General features: G+C 69.1%; 30 protein-coding genes. 8 read left to right on the top strand and 22 right to left on the bottom strand.

Going from position 1 to position 25,136, the window contains the following annotated elements; translation table 11 throughout:
- Positions 1-13: 13 nt before the first annotated feature.
- Genes INQ48_39475 through INQ48_39455 form a run of 5 tightly spaced genes read left to right on the top strand, consistent with a single transcriptional unit; the run spans position 14 to position 3,439 of the window.
- Positions 14-685: an ABC transporter permease subunit gene (locus INQ48_39475; protein QRF61465.1), complete on the top strand. Its 672-nt coding sequence runs from the start codon at positions 14-16 to the stop codon at positions 683-685.
- 3 nt (positions 686-688) lie between these two features.
- Complete coding sequence (locus INQ48_39470) at positions 689-1,369, top strand: ABC transporter permease subunit (protein QRF61464.1); 681 nt, start codon at positions 689-691, stop codon at positions 1,367-1,369.
- 14 nt (positions 1,370-1,383) lie between these two features.
- Entirely contained in the window at positions 1,384-1,971 is a 588-nt protein-coding gene (locus INQ48_39465) for a hypothetical protein (protein QRF61463.1), read from the top strand.
- 7 nt (positions 1,972-1,978) lie between these two features.
- Complete coding sequence (locus INQ48_39460; GenBank protein QRF61462.1) at positions 1,979-2,734, top strand: amino acid ABC transporter ATP-binding protein; 756 nt, start codon at positions 1,979-1,981, stop codon at positions 2,732-2,734.
- 42 nt (positions 2,735-2,776) lie between these two features.
- Positions 2,777-3,439 carry a helix-turn-helix transcriptional regulator gene (locus INQ48_39455; GenBank protein ID QRF61461.1) on the top strand — a complete coding sequence of 221 codons (663 nt, stop codon included), beginning with the start codon at positions 2,777-2,779 and terminating at the stop codon, positions 3,437-3,439.
- Here INQ48_39455 and INQ48_39450 read toward each other — a convergent pair.
- Positions 3,423-4,628 carry a PrsW family intramembrane metalloprotease gene (locus INQ48_39450; GenBank protein ID QRF63167.1) on the bottom strand — a complete coding sequence of 402 codons (1,206 nt, stop codon included), beginning with the start codon at positions 4,626-4,628 and terminating at the stop codon, positions 3,423-3,425. The genes INQ48_39455 and INQ48_39450 overlap by 17 nt on opposite strands.
- A gap of 14 nt (positions 4,629-4,642) precedes the next feature.
- Positions 4,643-5,203, bottom strand: coding sequence for a hypothetical protein (locus INQ48_39445; GenBank protein ID QRF61460.1), 561 nt, complete (start codon positions 5,201-5,203; stop codon positions 4,643-4,645).
- Positions 5,204-5,455: 252 nt separating this feature from the next.
- On the opposite strand from INQ48_39445, the gene INQ48_39440 reads away from it, so the two are divergent.
- Together INQ48_39440 and INQ48_39435 are read left to right on the top strand one after the other, a co-directional pair.
- Positions 5,456-7,693 carry a metallophosphoesterase gene (locus tag INQ48_39440; GenBank protein ID QRF61459.1) on the top strand — a complete coding sequence of 746 codons (2,238 nt, stop codon included), beginning with the start codon at positions 5,456-5,458 and terminating at the stop codon, positions 7,691-7,693.
- A 20-nt stretch (positions 7,694-7,713) separates the two neighbouring features.
- Positions 7,714-9,243 (top strand): esterase-like activity of phytase family protein, encoded by a 1,530-nt coding sequence (locus tag INQ48_39435; protein ID QRF61458.1) that lies wholly within the window; start codon positions 7,714-7,716, stop codon positions 9,241-9,243.
- Here INQ48_39435 and INQ48_39430 read toward each other — a convergent pair.
- Entirely contained in the window at positions 9,191-10,696 is a 1,506-nt protein-coding gene (locus tag INQ48_39430; protein ID QRF63166.1) for an MFS transporter, read from the bottom strand. The genes INQ48_39435 and INQ48_39430 overlap by 53 nt on opposite strands.
- Before the next feature lie 217 nt (positions 10,697-10,913).
- Between INQ48_39430 and INQ48_39425 the strand changes: the two genes are divergently transcribed.
- Complete coding sequence (locus tag INQ48_39425; GenBank protein ID QRF61457.1) at positions 10,914-11,792, top strand: helix-turn-helix domain-containing protein; 879 nt, start codon at positions 10,914-10,916, stop codon at positions 11,790-11,792.
- Here INQ48_39425 and INQ48_39420 read toward each other — a convergent pair.
- From INQ48_39420 to INQ48_39330, 19 genes are all read right to left on the bottom strand, one after another.
- Positions 11,713-12,036, bottom strand: a complete 324-nt coding sequence (locus INQ48_39420; protein ID QRF63165.1) for a DUF3325 domain-containing protein — start codon at positions 12,034-12,036, stop codon at positions 11,713-11,715. The genes INQ48_39425 and INQ48_39420 overlap by 80 nt on opposite strands.
- A 7-nt stretch (positions 12,037-12,043) precedes the next feature.
- Positions 12,044-13,717, bottom strand: coding sequence for a PepSY domain-containing protein (locus INQ48_39415; protein ID QRF61456.1), 1,674 nt, complete (start codon positions 13,715-13,717; stop codon positions 12,044-12,046).
- 39 nt (positions 13,718-13,756) lie between these two features.
- Positions 13,757-14,053 (bottom strand): iron uptake protein, encoded by a 297-nt coding sequence (locus tag INQ48_39410; GenBank protein ID QRF61455.1) that lies wholly within the window; start codon positions 14,051-14,053, stop codon positions 13,757-13,759.
- Positions 14,054-14,235: 182 nt separating this feature from the next.
- On the bottom strand, positions 14,236-14,532 hold the full coding sequence (locus tag INQ48_39405; protein QRF61454.1) for a type II toxin-antitoxin system RelE/ParE family toxin: 297 nt from the start codon (positions 14,530-14,532) through the stop codon (positions 14,236-14,238).
- A complete protein-coding gene (locus INQ48_39400) occupies positions 14,529-14,996 on the bottom strand; it encodes a hypothetical protein (GenBank protein ID QRF61453.1) in 468 nt (155 codons plus the stop codon). The genes INQ48_39405 and INQ48_39400 overlap by 4 nt, the downstream gene beginning before the upstream one ends.
- Positions 14,997-15,079: 83 nt before the next feature.
- Positions 15,080-15,499 carry a hypothetical protein gene (locus INQ48_39395; protein QRF61452.1) on the bottom strand — a complete coding sequence of 140 codons (420 nt, stop codon included), beginning with the start codon at positions 15,497-15,499 and terminating at the stop codon, positions 15,080-15,082.
- Between the two features lie 112 nt (positions 15,500-15,611).
- Positions 15,612-15,995: a type II toxin-antitoxin system PemK/MazF family toxin gene (locus INQ48_39390; protein QRF63164.1), complete on the bottom strand. Its 384-nt coding sequence runs from the start codon at positions 15,993-15,995 to the stop codon at positions 15,612-15,614.
- Between the two features lie 38 nt (positions 15,996-16,033).
- Positions 16,034-16,303 carry a hypothetical protein gene (locus tag INQ48_39385; protein QRF61451.1) on the bottom strand — a complete coding sequence of 90 codons (270 nt, stop codon included), beginning with the start codon at positions 16,301-16,303 and terminating at the stop codon, positions 16,034-16,036.
- Positions 16,304-16,377: 74 nt separating this feature from the next.
- Entirely contained in the window at positions 16,378-17,163 is a 786-nt protein-coding gene (locus INQ48_39380) for an SDR family oxidoreductase (protein ID QRF61450.1), read from the bottom strand.
- A complete protein-coding gene (locus tag INQ48_39375; GenBank protein ID QRF61449.1) occupies positions 17,160-18,410 on the bottom strand; it encodes a cytochrome P450 in 1,251 nt (416 codons plus the stop codon). Before INQ48_39375 ends, INQ48_39380 begins: the two co-directional genes overlap by 4 nt.
- Before the next feature lie 45 nt (positions 18,411-18,455).
- Complete coding sequence (locus INQ48_39370) at positions 18,456-19,220, bottom strand: SDR family oxidoreductase (GenBank protein QRF61448.1); 765 nt, start codon at positions 19,218-19,220, stop codon at positions 18,456-18,458.
- A 17-nt stretch (positions 19,221-19,237) separates the two neighbouring features.
- The gene (locus tag INQ48_39365) at positions 19,238-20,026 is read right to left on the bottom strand and encodes an SDR family oxidoreductase (protein ID QRF61447.1); all 789 of its coding nucleotides are present in this window, start codon (positions 20,024-20,026) and stop codon (positions 19,238-19,240) included.
- A complete protein-coding gene (locus INQ48_39360; protein ID QRF61446.1) occupies positions 20,023-20,490 on the bottom strand; it encodes a DUF3237 domain-containing protein in 468 nt (155 codons plus the stop codon). The genes INQ48_39365 and INQ48_39360 overlap by 4 nt, the downstream gene beginning before the upstream one ends.
- A 13-nt stretch (positions 20,491-20,503) precedes the next feature.
- On the bottom strand, positions 20,504-21,085 hold the full coding sequence (locus INQ48_39355) for a VOC family protein (protein QRF63163.1): 582 nt from the start codon (positions 21,083-21,085) through the stop codon (positions 20,504-20,506).
- 119 nt (positions 21,086-21,204) lie between these two features.
- On the bottom strand, positions 21,205-21,528 hold the full coding sequence (locus tag INQ48_39350; GenBank protein ID QRF61445.1) for a 2Fe-2S iron-sulfur cluster binding domain-containing protein: 324 nt from the start codon (positions 21,526-21,528) through the stop codon (positions 21,205-21,207).
- Between the two features lie 32 nt (positions 21,529-21,560).
- Positions 21,561-22,598, bottom strand: coding sequence for a branched-chain amino acid ABC transporter permease (locus INQ48_39345; GenBank protein QRF61444.1), 1,038 nt, complete (start codon positions 22,596-22,598; stop codon positions 21,561-21,563).
- A gap of 2 nt (positions 22,599-22,600) precedes the next feature.
- Positions 22,601-23,473 carry a branched-chain amino acid ABC transporter permease gene (locus INQ48_39340; protein QRF61443.1) on the bottom strand — a complete coding sequence of 291 codons (873 nt, stop codon included), beginning with the start codon at positions 23,471-23,473 and terminating at the stop codon, positions 22,601-22,603.
- Between the two features lie 15 nt (positions 23,474-23,488).
- Positions 23,489-24,202 carry an ABC transporter ATP-binding protein gene (locus INQ48_39335; GenBank protein ID QRF61442.1) on the bottom strand — a complete coding sequence of 238 codons (714 nt, stop codon included), beginning with the start codon at positions 24,200-24,202 and terminating at the stop codon, positions 23,489-23,491.
- Entirely contained in the window at positions 24,202-25,008 is an 807-nt protein-coding gene (locus tag INQ48_39330; GenBank protein ID QRF61441.1) for an ABC transporter ATP-binding protein, read from the bottom strand. The genes INQ48_39335 and INQ48_39330 overlap by 1 nt, the downstream gene beginning before the upstream one ends.
- Positions 25,009-25,136: the final 128 nt, after the last annotated feature.

Below are 25,136 nucleotides of genomic sequence, written 5' to 3'. Positions count from 1 at the left end.
GAGGCGGCACGCGGTGAACATTCTTCACGGCTTCGGATCGCAGCTGCTGCTGGGCGCGCTGGCCACGGTGCAACTCGCCCTCGCCTCGCTGGCCGTCGGATCGCTGTTCGGCGTCATCGGCTGCTGGCTGCAGCTGCGCCAGAACCGCCTGCTGCGCGGCGCGGGCTATCTCTATGCCGCGCTGATCCGCGGCATTCCCGATCTGCTGGTAGTGTTCGCGGTCTACTTCGGCGGATCGCTGACGCTCGCGAAGCTCACGGGCCGGTACGTGGAGATCGATGCCTTCGCGGCCGGCGTGTTCGCGCTCTCGCTGTCCTTCGGCGCCTACGCGGCGGAGATCGCCCGCGGCGCGCTGCTCTCGGTGAATGCCGGCCAGCGCGAGGCCGCATGGACGCTGGGCCTGTCGAAGGCGCAGGCGCTGTGGACCGTGATCCTGCCCCAGGCGGCGCGCACGGCGCTCGCGCCCTTCGGCAACCAGTCCATCGTGCTGCTCAAGCAGACCTCGATCGTGTCGATCGTCGGCTGCGACGAACTCATGCGCAAGGCGGCCGAGGCATCGGGCGCGACCCGCCAGCCCTTCACGATGTACCTCGCGGTCGCGCTGATCTACCTGGTGCTGACGGGCGCCGCCACCCTGCTGCTCGAGCGCGCGGAACGGCGCGCCTCGCGCTATCTCGGAGCCTGAAGCGTGTTCGACATTGCCATCGTCTGGTCGGTTCTGCCCGCGTTGGGCAAGGGCGCCTTGCTGACCCTGGAACTGACCGCGCTGGTCATCCTCTTCGGCACGCTGCTCGCGTTGCCGCTGGCCCTGGCCAAGAACGCGCGCCACGTGGCGGCCCGGTCGTTCGCGCACGCCTACATCGTGTTCTTCCGCGGCACGCCCTCGCTGGTCCAGGTCTTCCTGCTCTACTACGGCGCCGGACAGTTCCAGTCGCTGCAGGCCACCTTCCTCTGGCCCGTGCTGGGCGATCCCTTCTGGTGCGTGGTGATCGCGCTGGCGCTGAACTCCGCCTCCTACACGGGCAAGACACTGGCCGCCGCCCTGGCCGCCATGCCCAGGGGCGCCAGGGAAGCCGCGTTCTCGCTCGGCCTGGCGCGCTACCAGGCCTTCCTGAGCGTGGAGTTCCCGCTGGCCGCGCGCACCGCGCTGCCGGCCTTCGGCAACGAGGTCATCCTCACCTGCAAGGCCACCTCGCTGGCCAGCACCGTCACCTTGCTGGACCTCACGGGAACCGCGCGCCTGCTCAGCGCGGAAACCTATGCGCCGTACGAGGTGTTCCTCGGCGCGGGCCTGGTCTATCTCGCCATCAACTACGGCCTGATGCTCCTGATGCGTCGGCTGGAACGCGCCTTCAAGCCATCGAACTGACACGAAAGCCCCTCATGAAATTCGTCACCCTCGGCCCTTCGGGCAGCAACCACGAATACGTCACGCGCAACTACCTCGCGTTCCATGGCATCGACCGGAAGGCCGGCGTCGAACTCGCCGTCGACTTCGAGCAAGGCGCCCGGGCCGTGCTCGCTGGCGAAGCCGATTTCCTCGTGCAGTGCGCGGTCCACCCCGCCACGATGGCCACGGTCGCGAAGTACCTCGAGGGCCTCTACGTGGTCGATACCTTCATCTCGCCCAGCCAGGACCTGGCCATCATCCGGCGCAAGGCGGCGGCACGATCGGGCACGCTGGCGGTCATGGCGCCGACCCTCGACTACACCGACGCCTCGCGCTGGGACAGGATCGAGTACGTCGCCACGGTGGCGGAAGTCAGCAGGGGACTGGTCGAGGGCAAGTACGACGCCGGCCTGGGCTTCGTGTCCGTCGCCAACGCGCACGCCGATCAACTGGTCGTCGAGGAATTCATCGGCACGGTCGACGACGCCTGGATCGTCTACGGCCGCACCAAGATCAGCGGCGGCCAGTTGCTCGCCTGGCCCGACAGCCCGGCCGCGGCGATCTTCCACGAGATGGCCTGAGGCGGCGATGAGCTCGGCATCCTCCTCCGCGGCATCGGCCATCGTGGCGGTTCGCGGACTCTCCAAGCGCTTCGGCGAACACCTCGTGCTCGACGGCGTGAACCTCGAGGTCCACGCCTGCGAGCGGGTCGTGATCTGCGGTCCCTCGGGGTCGGGCAAGTCCACCCTGGCACGCTGCATCAACGGCCTGGAGCCCTATCAGCAGGGCGAAGTCGAGGTCAACGGCATCGCCATCTCGCCCGATGCCAGCCACGCCGATCGCGTGCGTGCGAACGTGGGCATGGTGTTCCAGCAGTTCAACCTGTTCCCGCACCTGAGCGTGCTCGAGAACTGCACGCTCGCGCAGACCTGGGTGCGACAGCGTTCGAAACGCGAGGCCAGGGAGATCGCCATGGCCCATCTCGACAAGGTGCGCATGGCGGCCAAGGCCTCGTCCTTTCCTTCGCAGCTGTCGGGCGGGCAGCAGCAGCGCGTGGCCATCGCGCGGGCGCTGTGCCTCGAACCTTCGGTCATGCTCTTCGACGAAGCGACCTCGGCGCTGGATCCGGAGATGGTCAAGGAAGTGCTCGAGACGATGATCCTGCTCGCGCGCGACGGCATGACGATGGTCTGCATCACCCACGAGATGGGGTTCGCCAAGGCCGTCGCCGACAAGGTGGTCTTCATGGAGGCGGGTACCATCGTCGCGACCGCGCGGCCCGATGTCTTCTTCGGCGAAAGCGCGGATGCGCGGGTCCGGAAGTTCCTGAGGCAGGTGTTCTGACCCGGGAACCGGCGATGCGAACCTGAAAGAAAGGTGCGGCCGATGCCCAGGAAGCAGATTGCTTCGCCGTTTCCGACGCTGCAGAAGCAGAGCCCGCCGCGAAGCGCGCGCAAGAAGGATTCGGCCGAGCCGAAGCGCAGCACGACCTCGATCAAGGTGGGCGTCCAGATCCGCGCCCAGCGCCTGGCCGCCGACTTGTCGGCGGGCGCGCTCGCCACCCAGGCGGGCGTGTCGCGATCGATGATGTCGCGCATCGAAAGAGGCCTGGTGTCGCCCTCGATCGAGGTGCTGGACAAGATCGCGACGGTGCTCGACGTGCCGATGTCGCGCTTCTTCGCCGACCAGGTGCGCCGGCTCGACATGTCGCACGTGCCGGCGGGCAAGGGCCTGAAGATCGAGCGCGTGGATGCCGTCAAGGGCTACCACTATGCGCTGCTCGGCCACCTGTTGTCGGGGAACCTGTTCGTCGAACCCTACCTGATCGAACTCTCCGACGAGGCCACGCCCTACCCGGCGTTCCAGCATCCCGGCGTGAAGTTCATCTACATGCTCTCGGGACGCGTCAAGTACCGCTACGGCAGCCGGACGCTCGAGGTCAAGGCCGGCGACTCGCTGCTTTTCGATGCCCGCGCGCTGCACGGGGCCGAGATACTGCGCGAGCGGCCCGTCTCCTATCTCTCGATCGTGTTCACCCTGCGCGAGTAGCGTCGCGCGGCGCCTGGATCAATGGATCGAGCGCCGCCCTAATCCGCCGCACCGCCAGCTCGCTCGCCAGCGTCTGCGGCCCGCGCCCATAGGTGCCCGCGAGCCGGATCAGGCGCAGCTGCTCGCGCTGCAGCCGCGTCTTGAGGCGCCGCGCCCTGGCGCCGAAGGCCCGGCCCATTTCGCGGCGCACGCGCCAGCGCGCCAGCGGCTGGCCCAGGCGCACCCATTCGTCGTCGCGGATCAGCTCGCGCTCGGGCACGAAGTAGGCCGCGAGCGCGTGCAGGTAGGCGCCGTTCTCGCGCGCGGCCTCGCGCCAGAACAGCCAGGCCGCGATCAGCACCGGGATGCCCTTGACCAGCAGCAGCAGCGCCATCTGGCCATAGCCGCCGTCGAAGTAATCCTCGAGCAGCGGCGAGTTCCAGACGAAGTGCATGGCCCAGGCCAGCACGAAGCACAGCACGGCGGCGCCGATGCGCGTGACCAGCCGCCGCTCGGGATGCAGCAGGAACCACGCGACGCCGAAGGAGGCGATGGCGGTGTAGGCCGCGTGGCTCCACAGCCCGCTCATGAGTCCGCGCGTGAGCAGGTTCAGCAGCACCGGATAGACCTGGTTCTCGAGCGGGAAGCGCATCGAGGCGTTGACGGTATAGGTCAGGTTCTCGACCACCTGGAAACCGAGTCCCGCCATGGCGCCGACGATGAGCACCGACAGGTAGGTCTGGAACTGGTTGCGCGCCACCAGCACCAGCAGCACCACGCCCGCGAGCTTGAGGAATTCCTCGGTGATCGGCCCCGCGACCGCGGCCCCCCAGGCCGCCACGAACTCGGGCGAGATCAGCTTGGCGCACAGGCTCTGGATCGCGATGTTGGCCGGCGCCGCGAAATACACCGCGCCCATGCCGCCCCAGGCGAAGGCCAGCACGAAGGCCTCGGGCGGATGCTGCTCGAGCAGGTCGAGCGTGCGGAACACCAGCAGGAAGGCCAGCGTGTAGAGGCCCCAGACCACGAGCCCCAGGAAGGCCGTGATGGGCACCACGCGAAAGCCCATCGAGAACATCTGCACGGGGTAGAACAGGCCGTTGACGATCAGCGCGCTCAGCAGCCAGAAGGCGGCGCGCCGCGGCTGGAAGAAGGAGTCGGTGCCGACCGGCCACGGCGACTCGTCGCTGTCGAAGGCGGTGGTGGCGATGGTGGTGTCGTGGCTCACAACGGCGCCTCCAGGTCCATCGACTCGAGCATGCCGCGCGCGTCGGCCATGGCTTCGTCGAGGCCGTCGCTGCCGCCGTAGACGTCGATCTGCACCAGCGACTTGCGGCGCTGGTCGACCACCTGCCAGAAGCGGCCGGCGATCTTGCTGCCGTAGTAGGCGAAGGTCTTGCCCTGCAGGCCCCACATGGTGACGAAGTCGGACACGTCACCCTCGATGCTCAGGCCCTGGCCGCGCTCCATCAGCCGCTGCTGACGCACCAGCGGACCGTCGGGCCCGCCGGCCCAGGACAGCGTGGTCACGAGGAACTTGTGGTTGCCCTTGAACAGCATCAGCGAGCGCCCGGCCTTGGAGCGCGCCACGTCCATCTGCCAGCCGCGCGCGGGCTCGAAGCGCGCATGGCCGACCGACACGGTCTCGCCGGCCGGCAGCGGGCGCGCGCCGGGCGTGTGGCGGTCCCAGAAGATCAGGCCGCCCACATAGGCGGCGATGGCGAGGAAGACCGCGAGGGCGCCCGGCCAGGTGCGGTAGGGAATGCGGCGGGAGGGCTCGTGCATGGGGGCGATGGTGCCATGGCGCGGCGGGAGCGATTCCGCCTGGCGCGCGGCCGACGGGGTCCTGCGGCGGCCCATGAAGCGCTGCGCGTTCGATGCGAACTTTTCACTTCAGCGTCAGTGTGCGGTCAGTCGTCCTATGTCGTGCATCTGCCACCGGGAGGTCATACGACCCCCGCATGATCCGCCGCGCGCCCGCCGGCCCCTTCGCAGGGGCGGCGGGCGTTTCGTCACCTTTTTCGCGGATCTCTTTTCATGATTTTTTCCCTTCCTCGCACTGCGCGCGCGACCTCGACGATCGCCGTCGCCGCGGCCGTGCTGCTGCTGTCCGCCTGCGGCGGCAGCGACAACCAGAACGCCGGCTTCTTCCCGCTGCCGCCCGCGGGCTCCAACCCCGGCCAGACCACGCCCCCGCCGGCCGAGTCCGCGCCGCCGGTGCAGGTCGCGTTCATGCCCGACATCCACTTCCACGACGTCTACGCCAACTTCAAGGACGGTTCGTTCCCCGGCGTGTTCAACCAGAAGTCGGGCCGCAACGCGACGATCCGGCTGATGCATGCGCAGATGACCTCGACGCGCCTGTTCAACGAGAACTACTTCGCCTTCATCACCGCGCTCGACGACGCGGTGGCGCGCGGCGTGAAGCTGATCGCGCTGCCCGGCGACTTCTCGGACGACGGACAACCGGTGCACATGCGTGGCCTGAAGAAGGTGCTGGACGACTATGCGAACAAGCATGGCATCCAGTTCTTCGCGGCCCCGGGCAACCACGACCCGAACAAGCCGCGCGAGCGCGCGGGCGGCAAGGCCGACTACCTGGGCATCGACCCCGCGACCAACCGCGTCGGCGCACCCCAACCGATCTACAGCCGCGGTGGCAACGGCGACTGCGCGGCGTCCAACTACAGCGGCGAATGGGCCAAGGTCAACGGCAGCTACTGCACCGAGGAAGTCAAGGAACAGGGCTACGCGGGCATCACCGAGGCGCTCGACCAGCACGGCCTGATGCCCAAGGCCGGCTACCGCTATTTCGAGACGCCCTACAGCAGCTACAGCTACCAGAACTACGACTTCGCGAAGGCGAAGGAACAGGCGGCCTGGAGCAAGCGCAGCTTCGAGATCTGCGCGCAGGGCGCGGGCGGCACCTACAAGAAGGACGGCTACACCTTCTGCCATGACGTGCCCGACACCAGCTACCTGGTCGAGCCGGTCGAAGGCCTGTGGCTCGTGGGCATCGATGCCAACGTCTACGTGCCCACCGGCACCGGCCCCAACGACTTCAACGGCTCGGGCGACGCCGGCTACAACAAGATGTTGACGCACAAGCCGCACGTGATCGCGTGGCTCAAGGACGTGGTGGCACGCGGCAAGAAGCAGGGCAAGCAGGTCGTGGCCTTCAGCCATTTCCCGATGAGCGAGTTCTTCAACGGCGCCTCCGACGACATCATCGCGCTGCTCGGCGCGGGCAAGATGCAGATGGTGCGCCGTCCCGCCGAGGACGTGACCAAGGCACTGGCCGACACCGGCCTGCAGGTGCACGTGGGCGGCCACATGCACTTCAACGACACCGCCGTGCGCAACTACGACGACGGCCATGGCCTGGTGAACATCCAGGCGCCGTCGATGGCGGCCTACGTGCCGGCCTACAAGCTCCTGACCTTCAAGGACGCGACGCACATCGACGTGCAGACCGTGCGCCTGGACAACGTGGCGCGCTTCGACGAGCTGTTCGACCTCTACCGCGAGGAACACCGCTTCTTCACCGACTTCCCGGGCCGGCTGCCGGGCGGCAGCAACGGCGTGCTGTGGGACAAGACGGTGCTCGACGCGAAGAGCTACGGCGAGTTCAGCACGCGCTACATGTCGGAACTGGTGCGCCTGCGGCTGCTCAACGACGACTGGCGCTGCGAGATGCGCGAGCTGGTGAAGAGCCCGATCTACGGCTCCGACCTGCTGGTGCTGTCGCAGCTGCAGACCAAGGTCACGCTCAAGCAACTGGGCAACACCGGCAACCGCGGCCTGCTGAGCAGCGCCTTCTTCTCGTGCCTGGGCGACGCCGGCGGCGACGGCAGCGCGCAGCAGGCGGCCTATGCCAAGGACTACGCGGATGCGGAAGCCAAGGCGCGCGCGCTCGCGGGTGCCAACGGCATGCGGCTGGAGGACTTCAACCAGTGGAAGGCGATCGACCTGGCGGGCGACTTCGTGCGCCTGGCCAATGCCGGCGACCTCGCGTTCACCGACATCCCGGCCGACCGCGCGCGCCAGTACAAGCTGATCGCCCAGGCGCTCGAAGGCACCAACACCGCGCTGGCGCTCAACGGCAGCCAGCAGGTGATGAACGACAACCCGGCCCACGCGGTGTTCCAGGCGCGCTTCAAGCCGCTGATGCAGATCCTGCTGAAGCTCGCCCGCGGTGCGCCGACGCAGCATTTCGTGATCGATCTGCAGACCAACAAGCTGACCGACATGACGTCGGCACCGGCGCCCTTCTGAATCGCAGCGAAGACCCAGACATGACATCGAAGAACAACATCCAGCGCCGCGGCCTGCTGCTCGGCGCGGGCGGCGCGCTGCTGGCCGGTTGCGGCGGCGGCGGAAGCAGTGGCGGCTTCCCCTTCGTGCCGGCACCCGCGCCGGCCCCGGCTCCCGCACCGGCGCCCGCGCCGGTGGCCGAACCCGAGGTCACGGCACCGACGCTGAGCGGCCGCGCCGTGCTGCCGGCCGACAGCTACGTGGCCGGCCCGACCTCGGGCCAGTTCATCTCGGGCGGCGACTACACGCGCGCCAAGGACACCTACGGCTACACCCTGCCCTTCCAGGGCAAGCAGCCGATGCAGGGCTTCTCGGCGCTGGTGCCCAGCGGCATGCAGGGCGTCTTCTACGCGATGCAGGACAACGGCTTCGGCGGCCGCGCCGCCTCGCCCGACGCCCTGCTGCACATCTATGCGGTGAAGTTCGACTGGGCCAAGGGCCAGGTGATCCCGGCGAACTTCCAGACCGGCGAGACGCTCGCGTCGTTCAGCGCGCAGGGCTACATCCGCCTGAGCGATCCCTACCGCAACCTCGGCTACCCGGCCGTGGCCGACATGGTCAACTATCCGGACAGCTCGGTGTCGCCGGCCGGCCAGACGCTGGCGGTGGACCCGACGATCGTCTCGGGCCGCCTGCTGACCGGCTACGACATCGACCCCGAGTCGCTGCAGATCGATGCGCAGGGCAACTTCTGGATCGGCGACGAGTTCGGCCCCTTCCTGCTGAAGTTCGACCGTCAGGGCCGCCTCGTCGCGCGCGAGGTGCAGATGCCCAACCTCGCGAAGATCGGCGCCAATCCGCTGGTGCAGACGCCGAACAACCCGTACATCCAGTCGAACGCCTCGGTGGCCAACCTCGGCGGTTCGGGCGGCCTGGAAAGCATGGCGATCAACGCCAGCCGCACCAAGCTCTACGCGATGTACGAGAAGGAGATCAACGGCGACAACGCGCAGCGCCGCATCATCAGCGTGTTCGATCTGGCCTCGCAGAACTTCGAGCCGCGCGTCTACGCCTACAAGGTGAGCACCGGCCAGCGCATCAACGGCGACGGCAACCTCGAGACCGAGGTCTACAGCGTCAACGACATGGTCGCGATCAACGACACCGAGTTCCTCGTGGTCGAGAAGGACAGCGGCGCGGGCGACGTGCGAGGCGGCAAGTTCCCGGCCTCGGGCACCTGGCGCAACGCGGCGCGCTTCAAGCGCGTCTACAGGATCGATCTCTCGCAGGTCGACAGCGGCGGTTACCTCGAGAAAGAAGAGATCGTCGACCTGATGGCGCTGAAGGACCCGAAGGGCCAGGGCGGCGATGCCACCATCGACGGCGTCTTCGCCTTCCCGATGGAGTGCGTGGAGGTGGTGACGATCGCCGACGCGCAGACGCTGATGCTGGTGAACGACAACAACTACCCCGGCGGCTCGCCCTCGCGCCTGCCGAACAAGGTGGACGGCAACGAGTTCATCCGCATCCGGCTGCCGAAGCCGCTGGCGCTGCCGCCCGCGAAGGCTTGAGCGCGCGCGGCGCGGGGATCGCGATGCGCCGCAGCGCCACGGCCGACACCACGGCCAGGGCCGCGATCCCCGCGGCCGCCACCGCGGACGACACGCCGAGCCCGGCCACGAAGGCGTGCCGGGCCTCGTCGAGCAGGCCCGCGGGCAGGCTTTGCGCGAGCGAGGTCGCGGTCCAGAGACCTTCCTGCACCGCGCGGGCCGCCTGTTCGGGCAGCTCGCGCGGCAGGTGCTCGGCGATGCGCGAGCGGTAGACCACGGTCGTCAGGCTGCCGAAGATCGCCACGCCGAGCGCGACCCCGAGCTCCTGCACCGTTTCCGACAGCGCCGAGGCCGAGCCCGCATGGGCGGCCGGCGCCGCGCCGATCACGAGGTCGGTGCCCAGCGCGGCCAACGTTCCCAATCCCAGGTAGATCAGCGAATAGCCGGCCACCGCCCAGCCCAGGCCCTGCATCGCGGGCAGCACCGGAAGCAGCGCGAGCAGGCCATGGCCCAGCGCCGACAGCGCGAGCGACGCGGCCATCACGAAACCCGGGCGCACGCGCCGCGCGACCAGCGGCGCGCCGATGCCGGCCACCAGCATCGCGAGCGCGGGCGGCGCCATCCACAGGCCGGCCGTTACCGGCGGCAGGCCGATCACGAGTTGCAGATACTGCGTCACCAGCAGCAGCGCGCCGCCGACGCCGGTCAGCCCGACCAGCAGCACGCCGAGCGCGACGCTGAAGCTGCGGTCGGCGAACAGCCCGATGTCGAGCAGCGGATTCGCGAGCGCACGCTGGCGCCGCACGAACGCGATCGCACAGGCGATGCCGAGCAGCAGCGCCAGCGTGGTGGCGAGGCCCCAACCGCTCTTCGCGCTCTGCTTGACCACATAGACCAGCGGCAGGATCGCCGCGAGCGACAGCGCGACGCTCGCGAGGTCGAGGCGCGCGCGTTCCGCCGCGCGGTATTCGGGCAGCAGCAGCGGCCCGCCGATCCACAGCAGCAGCACCACCGGAATGGCCACCAGGAAGGCCGAGCCCCACCAGAAGTGCGCGAGCAGCACCCCGCCGACCAGCGGCCCCGCGGCCATGCCGAAGGCGAACATGGTGGCCCACACGCCGATCGCCAGCGCGCGCTGGCGCGCATCGAGGAACATGTTGCGGATCAGCGCCAGCGTGGAGGGCATCAGCGCCGCGCCCGCGATGCCGAGCAGGGCCCGCGCGGCGATCAGCAGGTTGGCGCTCGGTGCGAAGGCGGCCAGCACCGAAGTCACGGCGAAGGCCGCGGCGCCGATCAGCAGCAGGCGGCGGCGCCCGATCGCATCGCCCAGCGCGCCCATCGTGACCAGGAAGCCCGCGATCATGAAGCCGTAGGCGTCCATGATCCACAGCGCCTGGGTGGCGCTGGGCTGCAGGTCCTCGGCCAGCTTCGGCAGCGCGAGGTAGAGCAGCGTCACGTCGAGCCCCAGCAGCATCGTGGGCAGCGCCAGCATGGCGAGGCCGGCCAATTGGGCCAGGCCCGCGCGCGCCGGCGGCGTTGTCGCAACGCTGTTGCCGTTGTGCCGTTTGAGACCGAAAGCCATGCGAGCCACTCCTGAATGATGAAAGAGCGATCATTCTGGGAACGGATCAGCAACAGGACAATATTTCCTCTCATGCTATTACTGGCAGCAATACGAAGCGCGGCGCGCCATGGCGTCTAGATCGCTCGACCGCACGCGCACCGAACTCTCGGCCTTCCTGCGCGCCCATCGCGAGCGGCTCGCGCCCGCGGACGTGGGCCTGCCCAGCGGCGGGCGGCGGCGCACGCCGGGCCTGCGCCGCGAGGAGGTGGCCGCGCTCGCGGGCGTGGGCATCACCTGGTACACCTGGTTCGAGCAGGGCCGCGAGATCGGTGTCTCGGAAGCCTTCCTGCTGCGCATCGGCAAGATCCTGCGGCTCGACGATGCCGAGTGCTGCCACCTGTTCCTGCTCGCGCGGCAGCGGCCGCCCTCGGCCGAGGCCCATCACTGGCCGAGCATCCCGCCGCTGGTGCAACGCATGATGGACGAGCTGGTCGCGCGCCCCGCGTACGTCACCAACCTGCGCTGGGACGTGGTCGCGTGGAATGCCGCGGCCGACCGGTTGTTCGGCTTCTCGGGCCGGGAGCCCGCGCAGCGCAACTTCCTGCGCCTGGCCTTCGCCGATCCCGAGCTGCGCCGGCGCTTGCCGGACTGGATGGAGGATGCGCCGCGCCTGCTGGCCGCGTTTCGCCGCGAGCTCGCGGTCGCGCCCGACGATCCCGCGATGCTGGCGCTGGTCGATCAGCTGCGGCGGCTGTCGCCCGACTTCCGGCGCTGGTGGGACACGCCGCGCGATCCGCAGCCCTCGCGCGGCATCTCGGCCCTGCTCGACGAGGGGCGGCGCGTGGCCTTCGAGCACGAAGCGCTGACGGTGGACGAGTACCGCCACCTGCGCATGGTGGTGTACTTCGAGGACCGCGCCGGGCCGCTCAGCGAGACGTCGTCGCCGGCCGCGCGGGAATCCACGCCACCAGCGGCGCCAGCCAGCGCGGCCGCCAGCTCAGCGTGAAGGCCACGGCGAGCGCGGCCCCCGCGAGCGCCATGAACCAGACCAGCGAGGCCATCGAGACATGGTCGACGCGCAGGCACAGCAACAGCGACACGAGCAGGCAGGCCGCGCCCAGCACGCGCAGCACGCGCGCCATGCGCACCGGATAGGCCGTGCCGGGGCGCGCCTGCTCCCAGTGCACGTCCATCGACAGCGCGAACAGGCCCGCGCCCACGAGGTTGGCGGCCAGCGCGGCCGCGAGCATCAGGGCCTCAGACACGGGCCACCGCCGATGCGTTCGAAGCGGCCACGGTGGAGACGGCGGTCGCGCCGGCACGGCGCCGCAGCATGCGCGCCGCCACGACGGCCAGCGAGGCCGCCGCGAGCACCGACAGGTCGACGCCCGCCACCGGCCAGTAGCCACTGCCGATGGTGCGCAGCAGGTGGTCGCCGGTGTTGATCCAGTTCAGCAGCACGGCGGTCACGCCCAGCAGCGCCACGGCCCAGCACTGCTCGGCCCAGGCCGGCGCCAGGCGCCCCTGCGCCGTGGGCGCGGTGCGCCACAAGCCATGGAGCAGCGAGAGCAGCCAGGCGCCCGCGAAGACGCCGATCTCCCAGTTGCCGCGCAGCGGCAGTTCGGCCGGCAGCAGGCGGTTGGCGACCAGCATGGAGAAGGTCGCGACCAGCAGGCCCGGCACCGTCGCGACCGCGATGGCATCGACCCAGCGCGCGCCCTGCAGGCCCTGCTTCGCATGCTGGCGCTTGCGCTTCTCGACGAAGAAGATGAAGCCGGTGGCGATGCACGCGCAGCCGGCCAGCCCGCCCAGCACGTAGAACCAGCGCAGCAGCCAGTGCCTGAAGTGCTGCAGGTGCAGGCCAGTGAGGAAGTCCTTGATGCCCGCGACCAGCGTGGGCGCCGGGTCTTCGCGGATCACTTCGCCGGTCGCGCCGTTGAAGTGGATGCCCTCGCCCGTGAGCGTGACCCGGTCGGTGCCCGCGCGGTAGACGCTGACGTAGGCGTTGGCATCGTTCACGTGCTGCACGTTGAGCATGCCCACCTCGCCCGCCATGCCGCGGCTGGCCCAGCGGCGCTGGGCCTCGGCCACCATCGCGTCGACCGAAGCCAGCGTGCCCGGCGTTCCCGCGCGGTCGTGCGGCAGGCCGGTCTCCTTGGCCTCGAGCTTCTCGTGCAGTTCGTGCAGCGGCTCGAGCTGCGTGTGGCTCACGGGAAAGTAGACGCCCGCGAACACCACCAGCCCCGACAGCGCGAAGATGAAGTGGAAGGGCAGCGCAACCACGCCCGTGAGGTTGTGCAGGTCGAGCGCGCTGCGCTGCACGTGCTTGGCCGGGCGGAAGGTGAACAGCTCGCGGAAGATCTTGCGGTGCATCACCACGCCGCTCACCAGCGCGATCAGCATCACCAGCGCCGCGAAGCCGACGATCCAGGTGCCGAGGTTCAGCCAGTTGATGTGCAGGCTGTAGTGCAGCGGGTAGAAGAAGTCGCTGCCGATCTTCAGCCGGTCTTCCGACAGCGTCTTGCCGGTGCGCGGGTCGATGGTGGCGTAGCCCCAGACCGCGTCTTCGGGGTCCTTGGCATTGGGCAGGATGAAGCCCGAATAGATGCTCAGCACCGGGTCGCGGTGCGTGGTGTAGGCCAGCCACTGCTTGGGCTCGAAGCTCGTCGCCATCGGGCCGTTCACGCGCGAGCGCGCCTGCTCGATGTTGGCGGGGGCGGGCTTCACCTCCTTGAACAGCGGCAGCAGCACCTGGTCGAACGAAGGCATGCGCTGCGGCTCGAAGCGCGTCTCGGGGATTGCCCAGCGGTCGATCTCGCGGTCGAACACCGACAGCGAGCCGAAGAAGAACACGACCATCAGCACGAAGCCGAGCACCAGCCCGAACCAGGTGTGGAGCCAGGCCATCGAGAGGCGGAAGTTCTGGAACACGGAAGTCTCTCCTCGCGGGATTGTTCGATTCGGGTCGGGTCAGAGCAGCGCCCGCTGCACGAGCGACGCCGCCGCCGTCATCGACAGGCCCCCGCCGGCCAGCACCAGCCACACGCGCTTGATGTTGGCAGCCGAGAACGCCCAGAGGAACGCGACCAGGAACACCAGGAAGGCCAGCATGCTGGCGAGCGACTCGGCGTCGTGGAACGGCATGCCCGCGGCGAACAGCAGCCCGATGCCGAGCGCGACGAAACCCCATGAGAACGCATAGCCGCCGAGCACGGCGGCGCCGATGCGGGAGACGATCTGCAGGGCGGGGACAGCGTTCTGGGCCATGGCTTTCTTCGACGGGATGGATGACGGCGGCAGGCGTGACGCCTTGCCGATGCCAGCCTCGTTTCAGTGAGCCCGCACGCGCGGCCGTTCGAGGCAATTGATAGTCGTTCTCATTCTATCAAGCGGGTTCGGGCGGGCCCGATCTCGTCACGATCCGAAGGACATTCGACTCGAAGCGGCAGTCAAGGTGTCTGCTGCGCCGCGTGCTTGACGCGCAGGATCTCGACGATGCGCGCTTCGTGCAGCACGCGATAGAACACGATGTAGTTGCGATGCACGACCAGCTCGCGCACGTGGCTCGGCAGACCAGGTCTTCCGCTGCGACCGAGTTCAGGGTGCTGCGCAAGGGGCAGGGTCTTGTCGCGCAACTCCTGGCCGAAGCTGCGTGCCCGCGCGGGGTCGTCCTTGCCGATGTAGCGAACGATGGCACGCAGATCGTCGACCGCCTTCGGCCGCCACTCGATGCGGCACCGCGTCATGCGCGTTTCTTCGCGGCGGGCTTTCGTGCAGCCGTCGGGGCCGCGATGTCGGCCTCCATGAGGGCCATCACTTCATCGTGCGAAAGACTCGGCCGGGGGTCGTCGACGGCCTCCTGGATTTCCGCGGCCAGCCACTCGTTGTAGGCCGCGGCTTCGTGCGCCTTGCGCAGGGCCTGCGCACGGTTGTCGGTGGAACGCTCCACGGGTTCGCGCTCGGCCGGATTCCACTCGCTGGCATCGAACTGCCCGACGGTGATGCCCAGGTCGCGCAGCACGCTCAATGCGGTGGCCGGATTTCCGAAACGACGCGGCTCGGTGCTGCGGGCTTTCGCCAAAACAGCGCCGGCACCGTTGCGCGTCGCGATCTGAACGAGAAACGCGCCCCCCTGCCCTTTGAGCGTCACGCTCGAAACACCGCCGGCTTCGGAGGCCGTGCGGAGTTGCTCCAGGGTCATGCTTTGCATGGCGCCTCCTTGCATTCAAACAACGTCTATTGTGCAAGACTTGTTGAAATCGTGCAAATCGCGGCGCCGGGCCGAGGCCCCCGTCACATCTTCAATTGCGTCAGTGCCCAGGCCACCATCGCCAGCTGTGCGACGTTCACCAGCATCCCCGCGATGTGCAGCTTGCGGAACGCGACGATCGAGGCATCGACGCCCGGGATCGTGCCGCGCAGCGCGTCCATGCGCGGGATGATGATCCAGCCCCGCAAGGCGAAGGCCAGCCCGCCGATGACCGCGGCCCCGAGCGCGAAGACGAGCTTGCCCGACCAGACATAGCTGAGCGCCGCGGCGCTCGCCGTCAGGATCACCGCCACGTAGTAGACGTTGAACAGGCCGCGGATGAAGCGTCCGTCCAGCGGCGTGTCGTGCTTGAGCACGAGCAGCGGCAGCGAGCCCATCATGAAGAAGCCCATCCAGACCAGCAGGACGACGGTGGCGGCGAGTGCGACGACGATAGGGAGCATCGGGATCCTCCGCGACCTCGCGGCGCTTGCCGGGGCCGAGGCGGACTGTAGCCGCTCATGCACGCATTGCGAAGGCGTCGACAAGCCGGTTTTCGTTGGCTGCGACGCTGCCTCAGAAGCCCTTGGGCTGGCTCCTGGCTTCCAGAATGGCCGACTGCAGCTTGCGCTTCACCACCCCATCCTGCAGGTCGAGCCGTCCGCGCCGCGGATACCTCGGCGTCTTTCCGGGCGCGGGCGCGAACCAGGCGTCATCGAAGGGAAGACGATGATGATTGACCAGATCGAACTTGGTTGCCTTGGTCAGGCCCGTCTTTTCGCTGGCCTCGATGACGAACTCTCCCGGGTACACCATCGAGGTGTTCTGCGAGGTGGCATACGCGACCACCACCACCGAGCCGCTCGGGTCGTCGGCCGCTTCTTCCACCTGCAGCACCAATGCCGGACGATTCTTGGGACCGGGAACGCCCACCTGCTGCGGAAAGCAGCATTCGACGATGTCCCCGAGCCGCGGCCGAGGCTTCCAGTAGAGCCCGCTCACAGCAGCGAATCGATGACCTTGCCCTTCTTCCTCGGTTCGGCCTGCGCGATGGCCTGATGCTGCGTCTTCGTGAGCGGAACCAGGCGCTCTCCGTCCTGCTCGACGAAGACCTCGTCTCGCAGTCTTGCGAGTGCGTACAAGACCGTCTGCGTTTCGTTGAAGCCCAGCTTCTTGGCCAGCGCCCGCAATGCATCTCTGGACACAGTGGTCAGCGTGTCATCCTTGAAGTTCAGCTTCAGCGATTGTTGGTTGGTGGTGGCGGGCATGGGGCCTCCGAGATGGGTACAGGATGCATATTTTATATGTATCGAATAGGCATCTCAAGGCTACCGTCATTCGCTCAGGCCGTCATCCCCCCATCCACGTTGTAAACCCCACCCGTCACGAAGCTCGCCTGCGGCCCCAACAGCCAGAACACCAGGTTCGCCACCTCCTGCGCGGTCGCCGCGCGTCGGAGCGGCTGGTTCAGGAAGTGCTGCTTCAGCGCGGCCTCGGCCTGCGCCTCGGTGCGGCCGTCGACCAGGAAGGTGCTGCGCAACAGCGGCGTGTCGATCGGCCCCGGGCAGATGGCGTTGATGCGGATGCCGAGCGGCGCGAACTCGAGTGCCGCCTGCTGCGTCATGCGGATCACCGCGGCCTTCGAGGCGCCGTAGACGCCGAGCCCGGCCTCGGCGCGGCTGCTGCGCTGGCCCGACACCGAGGCGGTGTTGACCATGGTGCCGCCACCCTGATCGCGCATCGCGCGCGCCACGGCCTGCATGCCGAGCAGCACGCCGCGCACGTTGACCGCGAAGATGAGCTCGAAGTCCTCCATGCGGAACTCGAGCAGCGAGGACTGCGGGCCGACGATGGCGGCGTTGTTGTGGAACAGGTCGATGCGGCCGAACTTGCGCAGCGCCGTGTCGACGTAGCGCCGCACGTCGGCCTCCTGCGCGACATCTGCCGCGACGCCGATCGCATCGCATGCATCGAGCCCCTCGAGCGCGCGGTCCAGCGCGGCCTCGTCGCGGTCGACGATGGCGACGCGCGCGCCGGCCTCGAGCAGCTGGCGCGCGAGCGCCAGGCCCACGCCGCTGGCACCGCCGGTGACCACGGCCACCTGGCCTTCGAACACGGGCGCGCTCATTGCAGCGCGACCTCCAGCGCGCTCGGCGCGCGAAACACGAAAGTGTGCAGGTGCGTCGCGCGGTCGGGCTCGACCAGCCGCATGCGCGGGAAGCGCTTGGCGAACTCCTCGAACACGATCTTCATCTCGAGCCGCGCGAGCGGCGCGCCCAGGCAGAAGTGCACGCCGTTGCCGAAGGTGAGCTGCTTGCGTGCGTTGGCACGGCGGATGTCGAAGCGCTGCGGGTTCTCGAACACCTCCTCGTCGCGGTTGGCCGAGGCGAAGGACAGCACGATCGGCGCGCCCTTCGGGATCGTCACGCCGCGGAACTCCACGTCCTCGAGCGCGATGCGGCGCCAGCCGATCACGGCCCCCGCATAGCGCATGCCCTCCTCCACCGTGTTGGCCGCGAGCGAAGGATCGGCGCACAGCGCCTCCCACTGCTCGCGGTTCTCGAGCAGGCTGCGGAAGGTGTTGGTGAGCTGGTTGGTGGTGGTCTCGTGGCCCGCGAAGGCAACGCCGAAGGTGTGGGTGATGATCTCGGGAATGGTCATCACGGCGTCGTCGCCATTGCGGATCTCGAGCATGCGGCTGGTGAAGTCGTCCTGCGGATGCTTCTCGCGCTCGCGGACCATCTCGGTGCAGTACTGCCAGAACGCCACCATGTTGCGCGCGCCCTCGAGCTGCTCGGCATGGGTGGCGGGGCTGAAGTCGATCACGCTGCGCGCGCCGGCCCAGTGCTTGACGTTCGGAATATCCGAGTCGGGAATGCCCAGCACTTTGAACACCACCTGCGCCGGCAACTCGTAGTTGACCTCGCGCAGCAGGTCGACGGCATCCTTGCCCTCGACGCGGTCGATGGCCTCGTTCACGAGCCGGCGGACGTGGCCGTCGAGCTTGACGAACTCGCGCAGGTTCAGCACCTGGCCGGTCACGCCGCGGATGCGCTTGTGCACCGCGCCGTCGAGGCTCGAGTGGCTGCCGGTCTGCGCATATCCGCCCTCCTTGAGGATCGCCTGCGCATCGGGATGCATCGGCGTCACGGGCCGCGTGGTGTTCTGCGACGAGAAGCGCGCGCCGTCGTGCAGCACGCTGTAGACGTCGGCGTGTTTGGTCAGCACCCAGTAGCCGATCTCCTCGCACCAGAACACGGGCTCGTCGCGCCGCTGGGTCTCGAAGGCCGCATGCAGCTCGGGGCTGAAGTAGGGCTTGAAGTCGGCGGACGGCGAGGTCCCCGCATGAAAGGGGCAACCGGCAATGGCATTCATCGGGAAGTCTCCTGGCGTGGGTGTTCTTGGAAGAGGAAGCGAGCGTCAGCGCATCGACATGCCGCCGTTGACGTCGATCGTGGCGCCCGTCACGAAGCCGGCGCCGGGCGACACAAGGTAGGACACCGCGGCCGCGATCTCCTCGGGCGTGCCGATGCGGCCCAGCGGCACGGCCGCGGTGCCGAGGTACTTCTGGCCGCGCTGCGCCTCGGGCACGGTCTGGTGCAGCATCGGCGTGTCGATCGGTCCCGGCGCCACGGTGTTGACGGTGATGCCCAGCGCGGCGGCCTCGCGCGCCACCACCTTCGACAGCGCGAGCACCGCGCCCTTCGAGGCGCTGTAGGCCGCGCCGCTCTGCATGCCGCCCATCTGCCCCGCGAGCGAGGCCACGGTGACGATGCGGCCGTGCTCGATGGCCTGGTCGCCGCAGCGGCGCAGCATCTCGCGCACGCAGAGGAAGGTGCCGAGCGCATTCACGCGCAGCACGGTGTCCCACTCCTGCAGCGTGATGTCGACCGTGGGCAAGCGCCCCGGCGCGGGTTGGGCGCTGAGGATGCCGGCGAAGCAGGCCAGCACGCCGACGCTGCCGAGCCGCTCCTGCACCGTGTCGAAGGCGGCGCGCACGCTGTCCTCGTCGGCCACGTTGCAGCCCAGGCCGATGTGGCCCTGGCCTGGCAGAGAGGCGGCGGCGCGCTCGGCGGCCCCCGCATGCAGGTCGGCCACGGCGACGGTGAGGCCATCCTCGGCCAGCCGCCGCGCGCTGGCCAGCCCCAGCCCGCCAGCGGCGCCGGTGATGAGTGCGATGCGCATGAAAAGACTCCTGGAATTCAGCGGTCCGGATGGGCCTCGGCCCAGCACTGCACCAGCGGTTCGCTGATGTAAGCGCTCGTGGTCTGGCCCCCGTCGACGGCCAGCACCTGGCCCGTGACGTAGCCCGCGTCGTCGCTGCACAGGAAGGCGGCCGCGCCGGCCACCTCCTCGGGCAGGCCGGGCCGGCCCATCGGCGTGGTGCCGACGATGGTGGCCTGGAAGCGCGCGGTGTTCAGCCGCCCCGCGGTCTGCGGCGTGGCGATGATGCCGGGCGCGATCGCGTTGACGCGGATGCCCTGGTCGGCATAGTCGGCCGCGAGGTTGCGCGTGAGGCCGATGACGCCGGCCTTGGCCATCGAGTACACGGCCTGCCGTCGGTAGCCCACCAGCCCCAGCGTGGACGCGATGTTGAGCACCACGCCGCGCGCCGCGATCAGCGCCGGGAAGGCCGCGCGCGTGACCATGAAGGTGGCCTTCTGGTTGATGTCGGCGAACCCGCGGTAGTCGTCGTCGGTGGTCTCGTGGAACGGCGGGCAGTTGCCCAGTCCCGCGTTGTTGACCAGCACGCGCAGGTCGCCGAAGCGCTCCATGCATTCGTCGACGATGGCCTGCGGCGCGCCGTCGGCCGTGACGTCGGCGGCGAAGACCTGCAGCTGCTCGTCGCGCGGCAGTTGCGCGAGCCCCTCGGCGTTGATGTCGACCGCGAGCACGCGCGCGCCCTCGGCATGCAGCCGCAGCGCGATGGCGCGGCCGATGCCCGAGGCCGCGGCGGTCACGATGGCGGCCCGGCCCTCGAAGCGCTTCATGCGACTTCCCACACGTCGTACACGGGCCCGTCGCTCTCGCGCGTGCCGGTGCCGACCGCGATGCGGTCGTTGAGCCATTCGAGCCCCGGCGCCGCGGTCTCGAACTGCACCGCGACGCGGAAGTAGTCCTCGCCGCGCGCGATCGGCTCGCGATTCACGATCTTGCGCATGACCTCGGGCGTGGGCCCGTTGCGGCGTCCGCTGTAGGTCATGTAGACCAGCCCGCCGCCCTCGACCTCGAGCACCAGCCGCACATCGAGGTGCAGGCCGCCGTCGGGCCGCTCCAGCACCACGTCGGCACCGCCGGGCAGCACCCGGCCGCGCAGCCGCTCGCCTTCGAAGCGGCCGCCGCTCACGCACATCACGCGCCGCGTGTAACCATGTGGCACGGCGCCCACGAGCTGGGCCGGTGCCGTGACCTGGGCCTTGATCGTGAAGAGGGGTCGCAGTTCGATCGGTGTCATGCCGCCGCGCCGTTCACTCGCCGGCCTTCTCGCCGTGGCCGCCGCCGTAGCGCTTGCGCACGTCCTGGATCAGTTCCAGCAGCGCCTCGGGCACGTCGCGGCCCTCGGCCTTGGCTTTGCGCTTGCAGTCCTCCCACAGCTTGAGGTCGGCATAGCCCTTGTCGGTGTGGCGGTTCCATTCCTTGTCCAGCGGCGTGGTGATCTCGAGGCGCACGCCGGCCGGGTCGTGGAAATAGATCGACAGGATCAGGCCCTTGTGGTCGGTCGGCCCGATCACCTCCACGCCCTGCGAGGTCAGCCACTCGTACCACTTCGTCACCTCGGCGCGGTCCTTCGCCTGCAGCGCGATGTGGTTGAAGATGTCGTAGGCCGGATGGCTGGACTTCGAGGGCGCGGGCACGCCCGGCGCCTCGAAGAAGGCCAGCGTGGAGCCGTCGCCCATGCGGAAGAAGATGTGGAAGTAGGGAATTGCGTCGCCGGTCGAGGGCACGCTGTCGTCGAGCACCGTGCTCGCGAGCTCCATGCCCATGATGCGGGTGTAGAAGTCGGTGGTGGCCGCCGCGTCGGGCGTGACCCAGGCCGCATGGTTCAGCATCATCGGCGTGAGGCCGGGGTTCGGTGTCAGCGGGGCCTTGGGCTTGGTGCTGTTGTCGGTTGCGGTGGCTTGCATGAAGCGTTTCTCCGTGTTGATGTCGGCTCTTGGAACTTGTGTTCTTACAGTTGAGGGTCGGCGATGCGAACGGCGATGCCGTCGAGCGCCTCGCTCATGACGATCTGGCACGACAGCCGGCTGCCCGCTTCGCGCGGTGCGGCCGTGTAGTCGAGCATCTGGTTCTCGGTGTCGACCGCGGGCGGCAGCCTGTCGATGAAGGCCTCGTCGACGATCACGTGACAGGTGGCGCAGCTCATGACGCCGCCGCAGTCGCCGACGATGCCTTGCAGGTCGTGGCTGGTGGCGGCCAGCATCAGGCTCTGGCCGTCGGCGACCTCGAGCTCGGTGCGCTGGCCGTCGGGATGGATGTAGATGGCACGGGGCATGGAAAGGACTTTCTCTCAGGCGGTCGTTCGCGTCAGTCCCCTCGACGGGGACGTGGGGCCGCGCCGCCGCGCAGGCGCCGCAGCACGCTGCGCACCAGCCCCACGAAGCCCTGCGGCATCAGGAACATGCACAGGATCAGGAAGCCCGCGAAGATGGCCGAGGGCGCCGACTTCGAGATCTGGTCGGCGACGTTCGGTATGAACTGGATGAAGGCCGCGCCCACCAGCGCGCCCGAGATGGTGCCGAGCCCGCCCACCACCACGCCCACGAGGAAGAACACCGACACGAACATGCCGAAGCTGTCGGGCGCCACGAAGGCGGTGGCGATGGCGCCGAGCGAACCGGCCACGCCGGTGTAGAGCGCGCTGATGCCGAAGGTCATGGCCTTCACGTGCGGCACGTTGACGCCCATCGCGGCCGCGGCGGTCGGCTGCTCGCGGATGGCGATCGTGGCGCGGCCCAGCCGGCCGCGCAGCATGTTCCAGGCGCAGACGAACATCAGCGCCGCGATCGCCAGCACCACCAGGTAGAGCCATTGGTCGGCCGACAGCTGCAGGCCGAAGGGCGCCTCGGGCTTCATCAGCACGATGCCCTGCACGCCACCGGTCCATTGCTCGAGCGCCTTGTGCTTGAGCAGCTGCGGCGTGGCCAGCGCCAGCGCGAAGGTGGCGAGCGCGAGGTAGTGGCCCTTGAGCCGCAGCGCCGGCCAGCCGAACAGGAAGCCGAAGCCGAAGCACACCGCGGCCGACACCGGCAGGGTGGCCCACCAGGCGAAGCCGCCGTGCTCCATCAGCACCGCGGTGACGTAGGCACCGAGCGCGTACAGCGCGCCATGGCCCAGCGAGAGCTGACCGTTGTAGCCCACCAGCATGTTGAGGCCGAGCACGCCAATGGCGGTGATCAGCGTCATGGTGACGAGGAAGAGGCGGTAGTCCGACAGCGCGAAGGGCAGCGCGAGCGATGCGACGGCCAGCAGCGCGAAGGCGGCGATGCGCCAGGGCGAGCGCACGGGCGCGGCGTCGGCGGCCAGGGCCGGTGCCTGGTCGGGAGAGAAGGGCAAGGCCGACATCGTCAGACCCTCGCCACCAGCTTGCGGCCGAACAGGCCCGAGGGCCGCACCAGCAGCACGGCCACGATCAGCACCAGGGCCAGCGTGAGCTTGAGCTCGGTGCCCACGAGGTAGGTGCCCGCGAGGTTCTCGACCACGCCCACGATCAGCCCGCCGGCCACCGCGCCCCAGGGGTTGTCGATGCCGCCGAGCAGCGCCGCCGCGAAGGCGTAGATCAGCACGCCACCCATCATGTTGGGCTCGAGGAAGACCACGGGCGCCACCATGAGCCCGGCCACCGCGCCGATCAGCGCCGACAGGCCCCAGCCCAGCGAGAGCATCAGCGACACCGGGATGCCCGCGAGGCGCGAGGACACCGGGTTCTCGGCCGAGGCGCGCATCGCGAGCCCGACCTTGGTGAAGCGCAGGAAGGCATAGAGCAGCGCCATCACCAGCAGCACCACCGCCACCGTGCCGAGCTCGTGGCCCGAGATCAGCGTGCTGCCGCCGGGCAGCTTGTCGGGGAACGGGCTCGGGAACGGTTCGAGCTGGTGGCCGAAGATCCAGCCGGCCAGCGAGTTGATGCCGACGAACAGGCCGATGAAGACCACGATCACCGAGAGCTCGGGCACGTCGCCCAGCGGCCGCAGCACCAGCCGCTCGATGGCGAAGCCGGCCACGAAGCCGAAGGCCAGCGTGGCGAGCGCGGCGGCCCAGTACGGCAGGCCCCACTTCAGCAGCAGGAAGGCGATGAAGGTGGAGAACATCGCCATCTCGCCCTGCGCGAAATTGATGTGGTGGGTGGACTGGTAGATCATCACCAGCGCCAGGCAGAGGCAGGCGTAGATGCCGCCCATGGCGATGCCGGAGGCGATCTGTTGCAGCAGGCTGTACATGGGGTGGGGTCCTGGTCAGAAGCCGAGGTAGGAGCGGCGGATCTGCGCGTCGTCGCGCAGCTGTTTCGCGGTGCCAGAGATGACGGTGCGGCCGGTCTCGAGCAGCCAGGCGTGGTCGGCGATCTCGAGCGCGCGCGCCACGTTCTGCTCGACCAGCAGGATGCCCACGCCCTCCTCGCGGTTGACCACGCGCATGATCTCGAAGATCTCGCGGATCACCAGCGGCGCGAGGCCGAACGAAGGCTCGTCCATCAGCAGCAGGCGCGGGCGCTGCATCAGCGCGCGGCTGATCGCCAGCATCTGCTGCTCGCCGCCCGAGAGCGTGCCGGCCTGCTGCCCGCGCCGCTCGCGCAGCCGCGGGAAGTAGCCGAACATGCGCGCCATGTCCTGCTCGACCTCGGCCTTGCCGCGGCGCAGGTAGGCGCCCACGCGCAGGTTCTCCTCCACCGTCATGTTGACCAGCGTGCCGCGCCCGTCGGGCACGTGCGCGATGCCGAGCGCGGCGGTCTTCTCGGTGCTGTGGCCATCGATGCGCTGGCCCGCGAGGCGGATCTCGCCGGTGCGCCGCACCAGGCCGCTCAGCGCGCGCAGCGTCGTCGTCTTGCCCGCGCCGTTGGCGCCGAGGATGGTGGTGATGCCGCCCTCGGCGACCTCGAAGTCGATGCCCTCGAGCACGCGCGTGGGACCGTAGAAGGCCTCGAGGTTCTTCACCTCCAGCAGCGCGGCCATCAGGCGGTCTCCGTGCCGAGGTAGGCGCGCACCACTTCCGGGTCGGCCTGCACCTGCGCGGGCGGTCCGTCGGCGATCTTGCGGCCGAAGTTCATCGCCACCACCTGGTCGGACACGCGCATCACCAGGTTCAGGTGATGCTCGACCAGCAGCACGGTCACGTGGAAGCGCTCGCGCACGTCGAGGATCAGCTGGCGCAGCCCGTCGACCTCCTCGTGGTTGAGGCCGGCCGCCGGTTCGTCGAGCAGCAGCAGCTTGGGATCGGCCACCAGCGCGCGCGCCATCTCCACGCGCTTGCGGGTGCCGAACGAGAGGTTCTTCACCGGCGTCTCGGCCAGCGCCGAGAGGTCGAGCAGGGCCAGCAGCCGCTCGGTGCGCTCGCGCACCTCGGCCTCCTCGCGCCGCACCGAGGGCAGGCGAAAGGCATTGGCGAGGTAGCCGGTGCCGGTGCGGCAATGGCGGCCCACCATCACGTTCTCGCGCACCGTCATCGCGGGGAACAGCGCCACGTTCTGGAAGGTGCGGCCGATGCCCGCCGCCGCGATCGCGTGCTGCGGCTGCGCGAGCAGGTCGACGCCGTCGAACACGATAGCTCCCGCGGCCGGCGTGTAGATGCGGCTCAGGCAGTTGAACAGCGTGGTCTTGCCGGCCCCGTTGGGACCGATCAGCCCGCAGATCTGGCCGCGGCGCACCTCGAAGGAGATGCCGTCGAGCGCCACGATGCCGCCGAAGCGCACGCCGAGGCCGCTGACGCGCAGCAGCACGTCGTCGGCGACGGCGGTGGTGGAGACGGAGGGGGTTGTCATGGCGGGCAGTATTCGCTGCGCATCGCGGGCCCGTCAGTCCCCTGCCCGTGGTACAGGCCGCGCTGTCCCTTGCCACGGGGACAGACGCCGCGCGACGCGGCTGCCACATTCGCCGCACTCCCCTCTTC

Origin of the sequence: Variovorax paradoxus (genome assembly GCA_016806145.1) — a bacterium.
GTDB lineage: Bacteria > Pseudomonadota > Gammaproteobacteria > Burkholderiales > Burkholderiaceae_C > Variovorax.
The sequence above is the reverse complement of the archived record's forward strand: the minus strand, read 5'-3'. Positions and strand labels throughout refer to the sequence as shown.